Source organism: Lentzea sp. JNUCC 0626 (assembly GCF_043632865.1).
Lineage (GTDB): Bacteria > Actinomycetota > Actinomycetes > Mycobacteriales > Pseudonocardiaceae > Lentzea.
Map to the genome: position 1 here is coordinate 595,095 of NZ_CP171635.1, position 16,039 is coordinate 611,133.

19 protein-coding genes are annotated in these 16,039 nt (G+C 70.2%); 7 read left to right on the top strand and 12 right to left on the bottom strand.

The window, feature by feature from the left end; all coding sequences use genetic code 11:
• Positions 1-2 precede the first annotated feature (2 nt).
• Genes JNUCC0626_RS02865 through JNUCC0626_RS02915 form a run of 11 tightly spaced genes read right to left on the bottom strand, consistent with a single transcriptional unit; the run spans position 3 to position 8,816 of the window.
• Positions 3-632, bottom strand: a complete 630-nt coding sequence (locus tag JNUCC0626_RS02865) for a CoA transferase subunit B (RefSeq protein WP_394618063.1) — start codon at positions 630-632, stop codon at positions 3-5.
• Positions 616-1,377 carry a CoA transferase subunit A gene (locus JNUCC0626_RS02870; RefSeq protein WP_394618064.1) on the bottom strand — a complete coding sequence of 254 codons (762 nt, stop codon included), beginning with the start codon at positions 1,375-1,377 and terminating at the stop codon, positions 616-618. The genes JNUCC0626_RS02865 and JNUCC0626_RS02870 overlap by 17 nt, the downstream gene beginning before the upstream one ends.
• Positions 1,374-2,498 carry an acetyl-CoA C-acetyltransferase gene (locus JNUCC0626_RS02875; RefSeq protein ID WP_394618065.1) on the bottom strand — a complete coding sequence of 375 codons (1,125 nt, stop codon included), beginning with the start codon at positions 2,496-2,498 and terminating at the stop codon, positions 1,374-1,376. Before JNUCC0626_RS02875 ends, JNUCC0626_RS02870 begins: the two co-directional genes overlap by 4 nt.
• On the bottom strand, positions 2,491-3,258 hold the full coding sequence (pcaD, locus tag JNUCC0626_RS02880) for a 3-oxoadipate enol-lactonase (RefSeq protein ID WP_394618066.1): 768 nt from the start codon (positions 3,256-3,258) through the stop codon (positions 2,491-2,493). Before pcaD ends, JNUCC0626_RS02875 begins: the two co-directional genes overlap by 8 nt.
• Positions 3,255-3,740: a nuclear transport factor 2 family protein gene (locus tag JNUCC0626_RS02885; RefSeq protein WP_394618067.1), complete on the bottom strand. Its 486-nt coding sequence runs from the start codon at positions 3,738-3,740 to the stop codon at positions 3,255-3,257. The genes pcaD and JNUCC0626_RS02885 overlap by 4 nt, the downstream gene beginning before the upstream one ends.
• Positions 3,737-4,468, bottom strand: a complete 732-nt coding sequence (locus JNUCC0626_RS02890; protein ID WP_394618068.1) for an adenylyltransferase/cytidyltransferase family protein — start codon at positions 4,466-4,468, stop codon at positions 3,737-3,739. Before JNUCC0626_RS02890 ends, JNUCC0626_RS02885 begins: the two co-directional genes overlap by 4 nt.
• The gene (catC, locus tag JNUCC0626_RS02895) at positions 4,465-4,752 is read right to left on the bottom strand and encodes a muconolactone Delta-isomerase (protein ID WP_394618069.1); all 288 of its coding nucleotides are present in this window, start codon (positions 4,750-4,752) and stop codon (positions 4,465-4,467) included. The genes JNUCC0626_RS02890 and catC overlap by 4 nt, the downstream gene beginning before the upstream one ends.
• Positions 4,753-4,754: 2 nt before the next feature.
• On the bottom strand, positions 4,755-5,873 hold the full coding sequence (locus tag JNUCC0626_RS02900) for a muconate/chloromuconate family cycloisomerase (RefSeq protein WP_394618070.1): 1,119 nt from the start codon (positions 5,871-5,873) through the stop codon (positions 4,755-4,757).
• Positions 5,870-6,697 carry a dioxygenase gene (locus JNUCC0626_RS02905; protein ID WP_394618071.1) on the bottom strand — a complete coding sequence of 276 codons (828 nt, stop codon included), beginning with the start codon at positions 6,695-6,697 and terminating at the stop codon, positions 5,870-5,872. Before JNUCC0626_RS02905 ends, JNUCC0626_RS02900 begins: the two co-directional genes overlap by 4 nt.
• An 8-nt stretch (positions 6,698-6,705) precedes the next feature.
• On the bottom strand, positions 6,706-8,250 hold the full coding sequence (locus JNUCC0626_RS02910; protein WP_394618072.1) for a 4-hydroxyphenylacetate 3-hydroxylase family protein: 1,545 nt from the start codon (positions 8,248-8,250) through the stop codon (positions 6,706-6,708).
• Positions 8,251-8,252: 2 nt separating this feature from the next.
• A complete protein-coding gene (locus JNUCC0626_RS02915) occupies positions 8,253-8,816 on the bottom strand; it encodes a flavin reductase family protein (protein WP_394618073.1) in 564 nt (187 codons plus the stop codon).
• A gap of 110 nt (positions 8,817-8,926) precedes the next feature.
• Between JNUCC0626_RS02915 and JNUCC0626_RS02920 the strand changes: the two genes are divergently transcribed.
• The 3 genes from JNUCC0626_RS02920 to JNUCC0626_RS02930 all read left to right on the top strand — a co-directional run bounded on the left by JNUCC0626_RS02920 (position 8,927) and on the right by JNUCC0626_RS02930 (position 11,647).
• Complete coding sequence (locus JNUCC0626_RS02920) at positions 8,927-9,724, top strand: IclR family transcriptional regulator domain-containing protein (protein WP_394618074.1); 798 nt, start codon at positions 8,927-8,929, stop codon at positions 9,722-9,724.
• A gap of 20 nt (positions 9,725-9,744) precedes the next feature.
• Positions 9,745-11,049, top strand: coding sequence for an NAD(P)/FAD-dependent oxidoreductase (locus JNUCC0626_RS02925; RefSeq protein WP_394618075.1), 1,305 nt, complete (start codon positions 9,745-9,747; stop codon positions 11,047-11,049).
• A 169-nt stretch (positions 11,050-11,218) separates the two neighbouring features.
• Positions 11,219-11,647 (top strand): XRE family transcriptional regulator, encoded by a 429-nt coding sequence (locus JNUCC0626_RS02930; protein ID WP_394618076.1) that lies wholly within the window; start codon positions 11,219-11,221, stop codon positions 11,645-11,647.
• A 6-nt stretch (positions 11,648-11,653) separates the two neighbouring features.
• On the opposite strand, the gene JNUCC0626_RS02935 is transcribed toward JNUCC0626_RS02930, so the two are convergent.
• On the bottom strand, positions 11,654-12,160 hold the full coding sequence (locus tag JNUCC0626_RS02935) for a DinB family protein (protein ID WP_394618077.1): 507 nt from the start codon (positions 12,158-12,160) through the stop codon (positions 11,654-11,656).
• 169 nt (positions 12,161-12,329) lie between these two features.
• Between JNUCC0626_RS02935 and JNUCC0626_RS02940 the strand changes: the two genes are divergently transcribed.
• From JNUCC0626_RS02940 to JNUCC0626_RS02955, 4 genes are all read left to right on the top strand, one after another.
• Positions 12,330-13,280, top strand: coding sequence for a hypothetical protein (locus JNUCC0626_RS02940; protein ID WP_394618078.1), 951 nt, complete (start codon positions 12,330-12,332; stop codon positions 13,278-13,280).
• On the top strand, positions 13,277-14,284 hold the full coding sequence (locus tag JNUCC0626_RS02945) for a hypothetical protein (protein WP_394618079.1): 1,008 nt from the start codon (positions 13,277-13,279) through the stop codon (positions 14,282-14,284). Before JNUCC0626_RS02940 ends, JNUCC0626_RS02945 begins: the two co-directional genes overlap by 4 nt.
• Positions 14,285-14,345: 61 nt before the next feature.
• A complete protein-coding gene (locus JNUCC0626_RS02950; RefSeq protein ID WP_394618080.1) occupies positions 14,346-15,212 on the top strand; it encodes an RNA polymerase sigma-70 factor in 867 nt (288 codons plus the stop codon).
• A gap of 80 nt (positions 15,213-15,292) precedes the next feature.
• A complete protein-coding gene (locus tag JNUCC0626_RS02955; protein ID WP_394618081.1) occupies positions 15,293-16,039 on the top strand; it encodes an SDR family oxidoreductase in 747 nt (248 codons plus the stop codon).

Genomic DNA, 16,039 nt, shown 5'->3' on the forward strand with positions numbered 1-16,039 from the left:
CGTCAGCGCAGGATCGCCGGTTCGGTCAGTTCCTGCACCTTCTCGAACGTCACGTCGGGCGCGAGTTCGACGAGCTTCAAGCCGTCCGGGGTCACGTCGAACACACCCAGGTCGGTGATCACGCGATCGACGCACGCCTTGCCCGTCAACGGAAGCGTGCACTCGTCGACGAGCTTCGCGCCGCCGTCCTTGGCCGAGTGCGTCATCACGACGATGACCCGGCGCGCGCCGTGCACCAGGTCCATGGCGCCGCCGATGCCGGTGACGAGCTTGCCGGGCACCGCCCAGTTCGCCAGGTCGCCGCGCGCCGACACCTGCATCGCGCCGAGCACGGCGACGTCGACGTGGCCACCGCGGATCATGCCGAACGACAGGGAGGAGTCGAAGAACGACGCTCCCGGTAGGACGGTCACGGTTTCCTTGCCCGCGTTGATGAGGTCGGGGTCCACATCGGACGAAGCGGGGTAGGGTCCCACGCCGAGGATGCCGTTCTCGGACTCCAGCACCACCTCGACGCCGGGCGGCAGGTGGTTCGGGATCAGCGTCGGCACGCCGATGCCGAGGTTGACGTACTCGCCGTCGCGCAGTTCCAACGCCGCGCGGGCGGCCATCTCGTCACGATTCCAGGGCATCGCTCACCGTCCTGAACTCCACGCTCTTCTCGGCGGCCTGCTCGGCCGTCAGCTCCACGACCCGCTGCACGAAGATGCCCGGCAGGTGCACCTCGTCGGGGTCGATCGCGTCGACCAGCTGCTCGGCCTCGGCGATCGTCACACGGCCCGCCATCGCGGCCAGCGGGTTGAAGTTGCGGGACGACTTCGCGAACACCAGGTTCCCGAACCTGTCGGCCTTCGCCGCGCGGACCAGCGCGAAGTCGGTGCGGATGCTCTGCTCCAGCACGTACTCGCGGCCGTCGAACTCGCGCACCTCCTTGGGGGGTGAGGCCTTTGCGACCGTGCCGTCCGGGTGGTAGCGCCACGGCAGGCCGCCGTCCGCGACGAGCGTGCCGACCCCGGCGGGCGTGTAGAACGCCGGGATGCCCGCGCCGCCCGCGCGCAGCCGTTCGGCCAGCGTGCCCTGCGGGATCAGCTCGACCTCCAGCTCACCGGCTAGGTACTGGCGGGCGAACTCCTTGTTCTGCCCGATGTACGACCCGGTGACGCGCGCGATCCGCCCCGCCGACAACAGCACGGCGAGCCCCTGGTCCATCGCGCCGCAGTTGTTCGACACGATGCCGAGCGAGCCGACTCCCTTGTCCAGCAACGCGTTGATGAGGAACTTCGGCACACCGCTCAGCCCGAAGCCGCCGACCGCGATGGTCGCGCCGTCGTCCACATCGGACACGGCGGCGGCCGCGGAGGCCACAACCTTGTTCATGACACCCTCTCGAAGACCGCGGCGAGCCCCTGCCCGCCGCCGATGCACATCGTCTCCAGCGCGTACCGGCCGTCCCGGCGCTCCAGCTCCCGCAACATCGTTGCGAGAATCCGCGCGCCCGTCGCGCCGACCGGGTGGCCCAGCGCGATGCCGGAACCGTTGACGTTGATCCGGTCGAAGTCGGTGACACCCCACTCGCGCGTCACCGCGAGCACCTGCGCGGCGAACGCCTCGTTCAGCTCGATCAGGTCCATGTCGTCGAGCTTCAGGCCCGCGATTCGCAACGCCCGCGCGGACGACGGCACCGGCCCGATGCCCATGCGCGCGGGCTCGACCCCGGCCGACGCCCAGGACACCAGGCGTGCCAACGGTCGCAGGCCCAGCTCGGCGGCCCGCTCCGGGTGCGTGACGACGCAGAGCGCGGCGCCGTCGTTCTGCCCGGACGCGTTGCCGGCGGTGACGGTGGCGCCCTCGACGTCCATGACCGTCTTCAACGAGGCGAGCTTCTCGAGCGTCGACCCCGGCCGCGGGTGCTCGTCCGCGACGAACTCGCCGACCGGCACCAGTTCGTCGGCGAACCGTCCGGACACCTGCGCCGCGACCGCGCGTTCGTGGCTGCGCAACGCCAGTTCGTCCTGCTCCTCGCGCGGAATGGAGTACTCGCGACGCAGGTTCTCGGCGGTCTCCAGCATGCCGCCGGGCACCGGGTAGTTGACGCCGCCCGCCGTCGTGCGCCCTCGCGTGAGGGCGTCGGTGCCCGCGTTGGACATGCTCTCCACCCCGCCCGCCAGCACCAGGTCCTGCGCGCCGGTCTGCACGGCCATCGCCGCGTTCAGCACGGCCTGCAACCCGGACCCGCAGCGGCGGTCGAGCTGCACGCCCGGCACGCCGACGCCGAGGCCCGCGTCCAGCGCGACGACCCGGCCGATCGCGGGCGCGTCCATGGTGGGGTAGCAGTGGCCGAGGATCAGGTCATCCACTGTGGACGGATCGAGTCCGGTGCGGCGCATCAGCTCCTGGACGACGATCGCCCCGAGCTCCTGCGCGGTCCGGTCCTTCACCGCACCGTTGTAGCGGCCCACCGGTGTGCGGATGGGCTCGCAGATGACGGCGTCACGCATGAACACTCCTTGTCAGATGCCCCGCGATCATGGCGTTCACGACCTCGGGACGTTCGGCGGTCAGCAGGTGAGCCGAGTCCGCCACGACTTCGAACCGCGCCCCGGGAACCCCGTCCGCGATCTCGCGCACCAGGTCCGGCGGTGTCGCGGGGTCGTCCGCACCCGCGATCACCAGCGTCGGCACGGCAACGCGACCCAGGTCGGCGCGCACGTCGAACGCCGCGATCGCCTCGCAGCACCCCGCGTACCCCTCGGCGGACGTCGCCCGCAGCATGTCCAGCAGCCGCCGCGCCTCCTCCGGCTCGCGGGCCGCGAACTCGTGCGTGAACCACGTGCCGGGCCGGGACGCCACCATCGCCTCGACGCCCTCCGCACGCACGGTCGCCGCCCGCACCGGCCACTGCGGCGGGTCGGCGAACCGCGCGGCGGACGCACAGATGGTGAGCGTTAACACCCTTGCAGGGTAAGATAATGCGAGCTGCTGACCGATCGCCCCGCCGATCGACACCCCGAGGTAGTGGAACGTGCGCACACCCAGGTGGTCGAGCAGTTCGACGACGTCGGACGCCAGGTCGGCCATCGTGTACGGGCCGGGCGCGGCCGGAGTCCTGCCGTGTCCGCGCAGGTCGAACCTGATCACGCGCCAGCGGTCGGCGAGCGCGGCGACCTGGGCGTCGAACAGGCCGAGGTCGGTGCCCAGCGACGGGCCGAGCACCAGGACGTCGGCGTCCGCGGGTCCGTCGACGGCGTAGTGGATCACGCGTGCTCCCATCGGGTCGCCCGGGCCGAGTCGAGGCTGAACCGGCTGTGGTCCCAGCCTTCCGCCAAGGGCGTGAAGTAGTCGAAAACGACACGTTTGCGCTGGTAGCGCCACGCCGAATCCACGCGCACGAGATCGTCGTGGTACCGGCCGCCGGCCACGTGCGGAACGCCGCGCAGCACGCACGGCTGGAAGAGGAACGAGCAGACGTGCGCGCGATCGCCGTCCAGGTCGATCTCCAGGTTCGTCACGTGGTGCCAGAACGCGGTCAGCCCGCCGTCCGCCAACCCGGCGAAGAACGACCGCAACGAAGCGTGCCCGCGCGCGGTGGACAGCCCGACGAACTCACCGTCCGGCAGGAACAACGACACCAGCGCGTCCCAAGAGCCGGAGTCCAGCGCACGGCAGTAGGCGGCGTCCAGAGCCCGGATCGCCTCCAGGTCCTCCAGCCGCCGCACCCTGCCTGCGAGAGCCTCGGTCACAGCCGGTCCACGAACTCGACGGCGGCAGGCCCGTCCGGCCCCTCCACCAGCACCGACCCGGACACGATCACCCGCGCCAGTCGCCCGTCGAGCAGCCCGACGTACTGCCCGTCCGCCGGCACGGCGGTCCCGGGCAGCACCGCGAGCACGCCGTCGGCCAGCACCCCCTCGATCCGGTGCGGCCGTCCCAGCACGGCATTGGCAGCGTTCACATCGCCGCGCCGCACCAACTCCCGCACCCGAGTCGACGAACACCCGTCCACCAGGTCGACCCCGTACGCCTCCAGCCCCAGCTCCCGCAACGTCGCCACGGTCCCGGCGCCGCGATGCCCGAACGTGAAGTTCGCCCCGACCACCACGGCCTCCGCGTGCAGCCCGGCCACCAGCACGTCCGAGACGAACTCCAAGGGCGACAAAGCGGCGAAGCGGCGCGTGAACGGCAACACCAGGATTGCCTCGACCCCGAGCGAATGACCCAGCTCGGCCCGTCGATCAACCGTGCTCAACGCCGAGGTGTCGCGCGCCAGCCCCAGCACGGACGCCGGGTGCGGGTCGAACGTCACCAGCACCACCGGCCGCGAACCGGCCAGCGAGCGCGCCGCGGCGATCAGGTGAGCGTGCCCACGATGGACACCGTCGAACACCCCGATCGTCACCACGCACCCCGGCCAGTCAGACGGAACGTCCGCGAGCGAACGCCACACCAGGCCTTCCCGCACAGCTGTCATGGTTGCGCCGCCAGATCGGAGGGATGGGTCGCGAGCGGGGTCACCTGCACGTTCATGAACTCCCACAACGGCAACGACGACAGGAACGCGTGCAGCTCGTCGTGGGTGGGCACGTCGAAGATGCTGATGTTGCTGTACTGCCCGACCACCCGCCACAGGTGCGGCCACACGCCCATCTTCTGCAGTTCCAGCGCGCGTTCGCGTTCGGCGCGCACCAGTTCGGCACGGCGCTGCGGGTCCATGTCGTGGGGCAGGGAAACGTCCATCCGCACGTGGAAGAGCATGCTCACCTCCGGGTGAAGGCCGCGACGGCCGCCGGGTCCAGCTCGATGCCGAGCCCGGGGCCGACCGGCAGGTGCAGGTCACCGCCGTCGTAGCGCAGCGGCGTGGCCAGCAGCTCCTCGCGCATGAGCAACGGTCCGAACAGCTCGCTGCCCCACGTCACCGCCGGAGAGGCGCAGGCGAGGTGCAGCGACGCCGCCGTGCCGACCGGGCTCTCGATCGAGGTGCCGCCGTGGCACGGAATACCCGCCGCGGCCGCGATCGAAGCGATCGCCGCCGTCGCCCGCAGCCCGCCGGACTTGGTCGTCTTCAACGAGAACACGTCCGCCGCCCGCATTCCCGCCAGCCGCAACGCATCCGAGGGCGTGCGCAACGACTCGTCCGCCATCACCGGGATCGGCAGCGCGCGGTTGATCTCCGCCAGCCACTCGACCTCCGCGCCCGGCACCGGCTGCTCGACCAGTTCGACGCCGGCGTCGGCCAGCACCGGCAGGTACCGCAACGACGTCAACCGGTCCCAGCGGGCGTTGATGTCCACGCGCACACCCGCCACCCCGGCCAGCTTCTCCGCGATCACGCTCACCCGCCGCACGTCGTCGGCGGGGTCCTGCGCGCCCATCTTGAGCTTGAAGCTGCGGTGCCCGAGGTCGAGCTTGGCCATCGCCTCCTCGATCACGACGGCCGCGGGCTCGGTGCCGAGCGCCCACGTCACCGGGATCGACGTGCGCGCCAGCCCACCCAGCAACGTGTGCACCGGCACGCCCAACGACCGCGCCCACGCGTCGTGCAACGCGACCTCCACGGCGGCTTTGGCGTAGAGGTTCGCGTTGACAACGTCGTTGACCGCCTGCAGGATGCCCGCGATGTCGTCGACTCGACGGCCCAGGAGCAGTGGGGCGATGTACTGGTCGATGACGATCTTCATCGTCTCGACCGACTCACCGCCCCACCACGGCCCGCCCGGCACGACCCCCTCGCCGAGGCCGACCGCCCCGCCCGCGGTCCGGACGTGGACGAGCAGCACGGGCTGCGCGTCCATCCCGGTGCGGGCGAAGCGGTGCGGCCGGACGAGCGGGACGTCGAGCAGGACGGTGTCCACGCCGTCGATCAGCAGATCGTTCATGCCGGTTCGAGCACGAAGTCGTAGGACACGCGCTGGTCGACCGGCGTCAGCACGAGCTCGGGCTTCACGGCCTCGGCCACGTCGTCGTCGACGTACTGCCCGCCCGAGAAGTAGAGCTGCGTGGTGATCGGCCGGTGTCCATCAGCGCGGACGATGAGGTGCAGGTGCGCGGGACGCCACGGGTGCCAGCCCGCCGCGTCGATCATCCGCCCGGTCGGCCCGTCCGTCGGGATCTGGTACGGCGCGGGTTGCACGGTCGTGATCTCGAACCGGCCGTCGGCGTCGGTCGTCACCACGGCCCGCAGGTTCCCGGACGGGATGTCCGGCGCGAACCCGGAGTAGTAGCCGAGCGAGTCGGCGTGCCAGATGTCGAGCTCGGCACCGGCCAGCGGCTGCCCGGCGAGGTCCGTCACGCGCCCGGAGAACACCAGCGGCGCGCCCTCTTCGTCCGCGCGCATGGGCAACGTGCACACGGCGGGCAGCCCGACCTGGTCCGGCAGGTAGTACGGCCCGAGGATGCTGCCCTTGGTGCCGTCCTGCGTGCGGGCCGCGACCTCCTCGACGACGTGCTCCACGAACACGTCCAGGAACAACGGCCACTCGCCGCCCTCGCCGAGGTCCATCAGCCACTGCTTCGCGGCCTGGAACTCGGGGTAGGTGACGTCGTGGGCGCGGATCGCCGAGTGCACGCCCTGCAGCACGGCGGTGACCACAGTGGACACCCGGTCAGCGGAAACGGCGAGCCCTTCCCTTGCAGAAGAACGGAAGTTGGCGCTCGCAGAGGCACCGGAGTCGGCGGCGGTGGGGGAGTGAACGGCAGTCATCGGGAGTGTCACCTTCCGTTCAGCACAGTTGCGCCGGGGTTGAAGAGGTCGGGAACGGTCCAGCCGTTCAGGTCGTACTCGGCCATGCACTGCTCGGCGAAGCCCTTCATGGCGTCCGCCGTGCCGGACTGCTGGGCGGCGAACAGCATCTCCGCCCGCACGCCCTCGTGGTTGCCGGAGTAGTTGCGCTCGTACAGCTCGTGCCGGCCACCGAACTCGCTGCCGATCGAGTCCCAGATCAGCTTCATCAGCTTCACCCGCTCGACGGCGTCCATGCCGTTCGACCCGCGCACGTACTTGTCGAGGTACGGCCGCGTCTCGTCGGACATGAAGTCCTTGGCCGACGACGGCAGGTAGATCAGCGCGGATCCCATGTCCTGCATGATGATCTCGCGGATGCGGGGATAGCCGACGGTCATGAACCACCGGTAGGCCAGGCCGAAGTCGAGGTGCGGCAGCACCGCGCCGTCCACCCACTCGTCCGGCCGCGCGCACATCGCCTCGGACAACGCGTGGAACAGGTTGCGCCACCCGATGACCTCGCCGACGCGGGTCTGGATGCCGCGGAAGTCCTTGACCCCGGTGGCTTCCACGCCCTTCAGCAGTAGCCCGGCGATGAAGTCGAGCTTGACCGAAAGCCGGGTGACGCCGTGGAACGTGAAGCGGTGCAGGAACCCGGAACCGGGGAAGAACGTGCTGGCCTTCTCGGCGTCGCCGTAGATGAAGACGTTCTCCCACGGGATCTTCACCCGGTCCAGCACGAAGATCGTGTCGTTCTCGTCGAACCGCGACGACAGCGGGTAGTCGAACGGCCCGGTCGTCTTGTCCACGTTGGCGGCGTAGGAGTTGCGGCAGATCAGCTTCATCCCCGGCGCGCCCATCGGCACCGTGCACACCAACGCGAACTCGCGCTTCTTGATCGGCAGGCCGTAGTGCGCGATGAAGTTGTAGTTCGTGATCGCCGACCCGGTCGCCACGACCTTCGCGCCGGACACGATCAGGCCGTCGTCGCGCTCCTCCTCGACGTGCATGAACACGTCGCTGACCTCGTCGGGGTTGCGGTTGCGGTCGACCGGCGGGTTGATGATCGCGTGGTTCCAGTACAGGACCTTCTCCTGCGACTCCTGGTACCAGCGGCGCGCGTTGTCCGCGAACGGGTTGTAGAAGTCCGCGTTGGCACCGAGGGTCCCCAGGAACGCGGCCTTGTAGTCCGGGCTGCGGCCCATCCAGCCGTAGGTCATCCGCGCCCACTCCGCGATGGCGGCGCGGTCGGCGTAGAGGTCGGCACTGCTGCGGGGCGTGCGGAAGAACGGGTGCGTGAAGCCGCTGCTGCCGGTGTCGGTCGGCGCGGTCAGCACGGCCTGCTTGTCCGGGTCGTGCAACGCGTCGTAGAGCCGCGCGGTCATCCGGACGGAGTTGCGGAACGCCGGGTGCGTCGTGACGTCGCCGACCTTCTCACCACCGAGGAAGATCTCGCGTCCGTCCCGAATGGACTCGATGTACTCCTCGCCGGTCATCGGCCGGGTCGTGCGTTGCTGCTGCTGCGTGGTCATGCCTAACCCTTCAGCGTTGAAGTGGTTCGCAGTGGGGCGAAGCCGGAGCCGAACCACCCGATGTCCGGGCAGTCGACCGAGCTCATCCAGTGATCCGCGGTGCGGTCCGCCATCTCGCGGAAGGCACCACCGAAGAACAGCAACGGATCGGCGTCGCTGGTGCTGAGGTGCGTGACCTCACCGATGACGATCAGGTGGTCACCACCGTCGTACGTGCGCCACGGCAGACAAGAGATGGTCGCGGCGTTGCCGAGCAGAACGGGGGCGGTCGGCCCGTCTGCCCAGCGCGGCGCGGGCCCTTGGGGGCGGCCCGCGAAGGTCCACGCCGCGTCGATCTGGTCGGCGGCGAGGACGTTGACGGCGAACGGCTTGGCGTCGAGGAAGCGGCAGGCCTTGGCCTTGCGGGTGAGCGTGACCTGGCACAGCGCCGGTTCCAGCGAGACGGCCGTGAAGGCGTTGACGGTCGCGCCGTGCGGCTCTCCGTCGTCGTTGCGGCAGGTCACGACTGTGACACCGGTGGCGAACCTGCCGAACCCGTTGCGGATTGTGCGGTGATCCAGAGTCATCTCCCGCTCCTCCTGTACGCTGTGCGTACAACATGTACGCTTTGCGGTTACATGAGGGTGCACCGACGTTGCGGCCGTGTCAACGGGTGGCGGTGCGGAAAGATGGGGCGATGACCAGCGGGGCGGACGAACGCGACTTCATCCAGAGCATCGAGCGCGGGTTCGCCGTGCTGCTCGCGTTCGACGAGGACAGGGTCAGCCCGAACCTCGCCGAACTGGCCGCCGCGACCAACCTCTCCCGCCCGGCCGTCCGCCGGATTCTCCTTACCCTGCAACGGTTGGGGTACGTGCGCAACGAAGGTACGCGGTGGACGCTCACCCCGCGTGTGCTGAGCATCGGGCAGCACTACTCGGCGTCCCACGCGATGATCGAGATCGCGCAGCCGCACCTGCTGGAGCTGTCCGCGAAGACCGGCGAGTCGGCGTCGCTCGCCGAACTGGACGGACGGGACGCCGTCTACGTCGCCCGCGTGCCGGTGCGGCGGATCATGAGCATCAACGTGTCGGTCGGCACCCGCATCCCGGCGTTCGCGTCGTCGATGGGCCGCGTGCTGCTGGCGTGGGCACCGGACGCGCTGGTCGACGAGATCGTCGCTGCCGGGATGCCCGCGCTCACGAAGCACACGCTCACCGACGCCGAGGCGTTCCGGGCGAACCTGCGGCAGGTTCGCTCGGACGGGTGGTCGATCGTGGCGGAGGAACTGGAGATCGGGCTGCTCTCGGTGTCCGCGCCCGTCCGCGACCGCACCGGGGAGGTGGTCGCCGCGCTCGCGTCGTCGACCTCCGTCGGGCGATCATCTGTGCAGGAGATCCGCGGCGAGGTGGTGCCGTTGCTGCTCGACGCCGCGGAACGGATCAGCGCCGACCTGGGCCACAAGAGCTCCGCGCGGCGTGAGGGCTTCTACTGACGGTTGCACGAGGAGGACGGATGTCCGCTCGGCCGAGGGTCCTGGTGATCGGTACCGGATTCGCCGGATTCCACTGTCTGCGCACGCTGGAGCGCACGCTGCCGGAGAGCGCGGCCGAGCTGGTCGCGATCAACCCGGTCGACTACATGCTCTACATCCCGCTGCTGCCCGAGGTCGCGGGCGGCGTGCTCGACCCGCGCCGCGTCGCGGTGCCGCTGCGCAACAAGCTCAAGCGCACCAAGCTCGTGCTGGGCGCCGCGACCGGCATCGACCTCGCCGGCAAGTGCGTGCAGGTCACCGACGTCGAGGGTCGCGCCCGCGAGATGGCGTTCGACCGGCTGCTGATCACCTCCGGCAGCGTCACCCGGCTGCTGTCGATCCCCGGCGTCGCCGAGCACGCGAAGGGCTTCCGGACCATCGTCGAGGCCATCCACCTGCGCGACCACGTGCTGCGGCAGCTCGAACTCGCCGACCAGTCCGACGACCCTGAGGAACGCCGCGCGCGGTGCACGTTCGTGGTGGTGGGCGCGGGCTACACGGGGACGGAGGTGCTCGCGCAGACGCAGCTGCTGACCCAGGACGCGTGGCGCCACCTGCCGGGGCTCAAGGACGTGAAACCGCGCTGGATCCTCGTGGACATCGCGAAGCGCGTGCTGCCCGGCCTCGACCCAAGGCTGTCCGGCCCGACGCACAAAGTCCTGCTCAAGCGCGGTGCCGAGGTCAAGCTGGAGACGAGCCTGAAGGAGATGACCGCGACGTGCGCCCGGCTCTCCGACGGCAGCGAGATCCAGACGCGGACCGTGGTGTGGTGTGTCGGCGTGCGGCCCGACCCGCTCGTGAGCACGTTGAACAGGCCCGCGACCAACGGCCGGATCGACACCGACACCCACCTGCGGGTCTGCGAGGACGTGTGGGCCGCAGGAGACGCCGCCGCCGTCCCGGATCTGGTCCGGCCGGGTGAGATCACGGCCATGACCGCCCAGCACGCCGAACGCCAGGGCAAGACCGCCGCGCACAACATCGCGGCGTCGCTCGGTCACGGCACCTCGCGCGAGTACCGGCACAAGGACCTGGGGTTCGTGGTCGACCTCGGCGGCTGGCAGGCCGTCGCGAACCCGCTGGGCCTGCCGCTCACGAGCCTGCCCGCCAAGGCCGTGACCCGCGGCTACCACCTGATGGACCTGCCGTACGGGCGGTTCCGGACGGCGGCGAACTGGATCACGGAACTGGGCGCGGGCCGGCAGATCACGCACTTCGGCGTCGTCCCGGACCGCGGGGTGAGCCTCGCGCAGGCCGATCTGCCCCCGTCGGCCGCAGGTCACTGACGAAGTCGGGTGGAGGGTGGACGCCAGGGATTCGTCCGCCCTCCACACCCCCAGAGTTGACGATCGCTCAGCTTCATAAATCTGAGTTGATCGACCGGGAGACGATCTCACGCGTCGGAAAGCCCGGTCAAGCCGATGCCGTGTGATCGCGGTCAACTACGATGTGCCGGTGGTAGCCCAGGGGGAACCGGCCTCGCTGGCCGCACGGCTGGACCGGTTGTTCAGGACGGTGCGCCCGGCGGGCCAGCGCGAATACACCTACGAAGAGGTGGCCGGCGCGATCCGCGAGGCGGGTATCTCGATCTCGCACACCTACGTCTGGCAGCTGCGCAAGGGCCTGCGGGACAACCCGACGAAACGCCACCTCGAAGGCCTCGCCCAGTTCTTCGGCGTGCCCACGTCTTACTTCCTCGACGAGGACACCAGCGGCATCGAGGACCAGTTGGAACTGCTGGTCGCGCTGCGCGACAGCGACGTGCGTTCGCTGGCCCTGCGCGCGAACGGTCTCTCGCCCGCGAGCATCAAGGCCGTGCTCGGCATGATCCAGCACGCCCGGTCGATCGAGGGCCTGCCGCCTGCCGACGACGGCGAGTCCTGAGAGCCGTCACGCCCCGGTGACGCCGTCGATGCCCTCGCGCAGGAAGTCGGCGTGGCCGTTGTGCCGCGCGTACTCGTGGCACAGGTGGTTCATCACCAGCCGCAACGACACGTGCTCGCCCCAGCGCGGCTGGTAGCCCGTCACGTCGAGCGACTCGGCCTCGCGTTCGATCCGGCGCGCGTGCTCGACCTCGTGCTGCCACGCGGCGAACGCCTCGGAGCGCGTGGAGTTCGAGGCGTCGTAGGCGACCTGGTAGTCGTTGTCCTCGGACCAGACGAGGGGGATGTCCTCGCCGTTGATGACCTTGCGGAACCAGGTGCGCTCGACCTCGGCCATGTGCCGCACCAGGCTCAGCAACGTGAGCGTGGACGGCGGCATCGACCGGCGGCGCAGGTCGTCGTCGGACAGGCCGTCGCACTTCATCGCGAGGGTGGCGCGGTGGAAGTCGAGGAACGCGCGCAGGGTCTCGCGTTCGCCCGCCTGCAACGGAGGGCTGGGGCGTTCGGTGGTCACGTGATCAGTCTGCCCTGGGCCGTTCGGGTGACACACGGCAACCGGGAAACACGCAGGGGCGTGAGGGTCGTGTCAGTCGAGCTCAGGGGGAGATCGAGATGCGAAGACGAGCGTTCGTGGCGGCTGTGGGGATGGCCTGCACGGTTCTCGCGGCGCCGGGGGGGGGGCGATGGCCGACGAGGCACCGTGCACGTGGGTCGTGTCGAAGGTCGAGGTGCCGGACGGGTACGACCCGGGACTGACCTTCGTGCGCGCCACCGCAGGCGGGGGCGACTACTCGGGGGTCGTGCGCAGGCCCGGCACGATGACGGAGGACCTGGTCCTCTGGACGAACGGCAAGCCGCGGGTGGTGCCGGAGGTGGCGCACCTGCAGTGGCTCCAGGTCCACGACGAGAACGCCGCGGGCACCGTGCTGCTCAGCGGCGAGATCGTCGGCGAACAGCGCTGGGTGGTCTACCTGTACTCGGGCGGCCACCAGGGCGCCGGAACGGTCACCGAGGTCCTCCCGCCGGCGGGCTACCAGCTCGGCAGCGGGGTCGCGATCAACGACCGCGGTGACGTGCTCGTGCGCGGCCGCAGGATCCTGGACGGGCAGTTCGTCGGCGTCCTGTTCTCCCCGATCGCGGCCGGGCCGCAGATCGTCGACCAGACCGCAGGCCTGCCGTACGGCCTGGACGAGGACGGCACCGTGCTGTTGCGAGGCCACAGCGGCAAGCCGGGAGCGTTGTGGCGCAACGGGGTGCTGACGTACCTGGAGGGCGACGGCTCGACCACGTTCGCCGACGCCATCGCGGGCGGGAAGACGGTCGGTCTCAAGATCCTGGGCGCGGCACCGCAGTCGCAGGGCCTGGTGTGGGATCGCGACGGCAGCGTTCGGGAACTGGAGGACGGTGGTGCCGCCCGCGCCATCAACGCGCGCGGCCTGATCGTCGGCTCACGCTCCACGATGAACGGTCCCACCGCGGTCTGGCGCGGCACGAAGCTCCTCGCGGAACTGCCGTATCCCGACGGGGTCTGGGAGTACGACACCCAGTTCGTCGTGAGCGACGACAACCAGGTGTTCAGCACGCCCCGCCGGTACTGGCCGCTGCGCTGGACCTGTGAACGAGAGGGCAAGTGATGCGGACGTTGGCGTTGGCAGCGGCGATCAGCCTGGCCTGCACGACTTTGATGGCACCCGCCGCGGCGGCGGAGGCGCCGTGCCAGTGGGGCGTGTCGAAGGTGGAGATGCCGGACGGGTACGACGTGAAGTGGACCTTCGTCAAAGGCACGCTGAGCGGCGGCGAGTTCGCGGGCACGTCCCGCAAACCGGGCAGCAACAAGGACGAACTGGTCCTCTGGACGGGCGGCAAACCGCGCGTGGTGCAGGAGACCGCGCATCTGCCGCTGCTGGACGTGAAGGGCGAGAACGCGGCGGGCACGGTGCTGCTGCAGAGCCAGATCTTCGGTGAGGACCGCGCGTCGGTCTTCCTGTACTCGGGCGGCCACTGGGGCTCGGGAACGCTCACCCAGCTCTTCGCACCGGTCGGGTACCAGCTCACGGGCGCGGTGGGCCTCAACGACCGCGGCGACGTGCTGACCGGGGCCGTCAAGACCGACAGCGGCCAGCACGTGGGCATGCTGTTGTCGCCCTTCGCGGTGGGAGCGCGGATCATCGACTCGCCGGTCGGTCGCGTGCACGGCCTGGACGAGGACGGCACCGTCCTCTTGCGACCGACCAGTCCGACCGGCGGCGCGTACTGGCGCGACGGACAGGTGACGCCGCTGGACACGGGCGGCGCGATGGTGTTCGCCGACGCGATCGGCGGCGGGATGGCGGGCGGCATGAAGATGTTCTTCGACCCGGTCGACCAGCAGGCGGTGTTGTGGGACCGCGACGGCCGGGCCGGCGACATCGAGGACGGTGGCACGGTCATCTCCATCAACGCCCGCGGGCTGGTCGTCGGCAGGCGCACCGCCATCGGTGGTCCCCTGTCGGTGTGGCAGGGCACGAAGTTCCTCGCGGAGCTGCCGATCCCCGGCAGGCTGGACGAGTACGACCGGATCGTCGTGAGCGACGACAACCAGGTCTTCGCCCCGTCGCCCACGCACGGGCCGCTGCGCTGGAGCTGCGAAGGCGTGTGAGGTGCCACATCACCCCCCTCTCCGATCGGCGCTAACGTTGCCGTGACGAGAGGGGTGGCTGATGACCCAGCAGCTCGACGAGGCCGAATCGGTGTTCGCGGCGGCCCGGCCGAGGCTGTTCGGCATCGCCTACCGCATGACCGGCAGCGTGGCCGACGCCGAGGACCTCGTGCAGGAGGTGTGGCTGCGCTGGCAACTCGCGGACCGCGCGGCCGTCCGCAACGCCGAGGCGTACCTCGCCACCGCGATCACCCGGCTCGCGATCAACGAGTCGCAGACCGCTCGCGCTCGCCGGGAGACCTATGTCGGGCCGTGGTTGCCGGAGCCCGTCGACACCACTGCGGACCCGCAGGTCGGGGCCGAGCAGGGCGCGGTGCTGGAGCTCGCGGTGTTGATGCTGCTGGAGAAGCTGACGCCGACCGAACGTGCCGCGTACGTGCTGCGCGAGGCGTTCGACTACCCGTACCGCGAAATCGCGGAGATCGTGCAGACCAGCGAGGTCGCGACGCGGCAGCTGGTGAGCCGGGCGCGCAAGCACCTCGCCGACGAACGCCGGGTGCCGGTCGAGCGGGCGGATCAGCGCAAGCTGCTGGAGGCGTTCGTGGCGGCGGCGCAGGCCGGTGACCTGGCGGCGCTGGAGAAGCTGTTCGCGCAGGACGTCGTGAGCTGGTCCGACAGCAACGGCGCGATCCGCGCGGCCGGGCGACCGCTGTTCGGCGCGGAGTCCCTGGCGAAGATCATCTCGGGGTGGGCGCCGACGTTCTGGGCGGGCGCGGAGATGGCGTTCGTCGAGGCGAACGGGCAGAGCGCGGTGCGGTTGAGCAACGCCGAGGGTGCCTTCGCGGTGATCACCGTGACGGCCTCGGCGGAGGGCATCGACCAGGTGTTGTGGCTGGTCAACCCCGACAAACTGGCTGCCTTCCGGTAGGCCTGTCACAACCGTCGTGGCTGTCCTGTCTTAGCTCGTGAACGCCCGCGCTCCGGCGGGCTCACGAGAGGGACGGACCCATGAGGATCGTTGTCATCGGTGGCACCGGGTTGATCGGCAGCCAGGTCGTGCGGCGGCTCGGCGAGCACGGCCACGACGCCGTGCCCGCGTCCCCGAACTCCGGCGTCAACACGCTGACCGGTGAGGGGGTGAAGGAGGTTCTGCAGGGCGCCGACGTGCTGATCGACGTGTCGAACTCGCCGTCGTTCGCCGACGACGACGTCATGAACTTCTTCACCACCGCCACGACCAACCTGACCGACGCCGCCGCCGAAGCCGGGGTCGGCCACTACGTCGCGCTGTCGATCGTCGGCACCGACGAACTGCCCGAATCCGGCTACCTGCGCGCGAAGGTGGCGCAGGAGAAGCTCATCACGGAGTCGGGGCTGCCGTACTCGATCGTCCGCGCCACCCAGTTCTTCGAGTTCGCGGGTGCCATCGCGAACTCCGCCGAGCTGGACGGCGCCGTGCACCTCCCGCACGGTGGCGTCCAGCCGATCGCGGCCTCCGACGTGGCCGCGATCGTCGGCCGCACCGCCGCCGGGGCTCCGGTGAACGGCGTGCTGGAGATCGGCGGGCCGGAGGAGTTCACAATGGACGGTTGGATCCGCACGGTTCTCCAGCAGCGCGAGGACGAGCGCGAGGTCGTCGGTGACCCGCAGGCCAAGTACTTCGGCACGTTCCTGACCGGCAAGCAACTCGTGCCGAACGCGGGCGCGCAGCTCCAGCCGACCTCGCTGCAGGCGTGGCTGGACGCCGGGAACTGA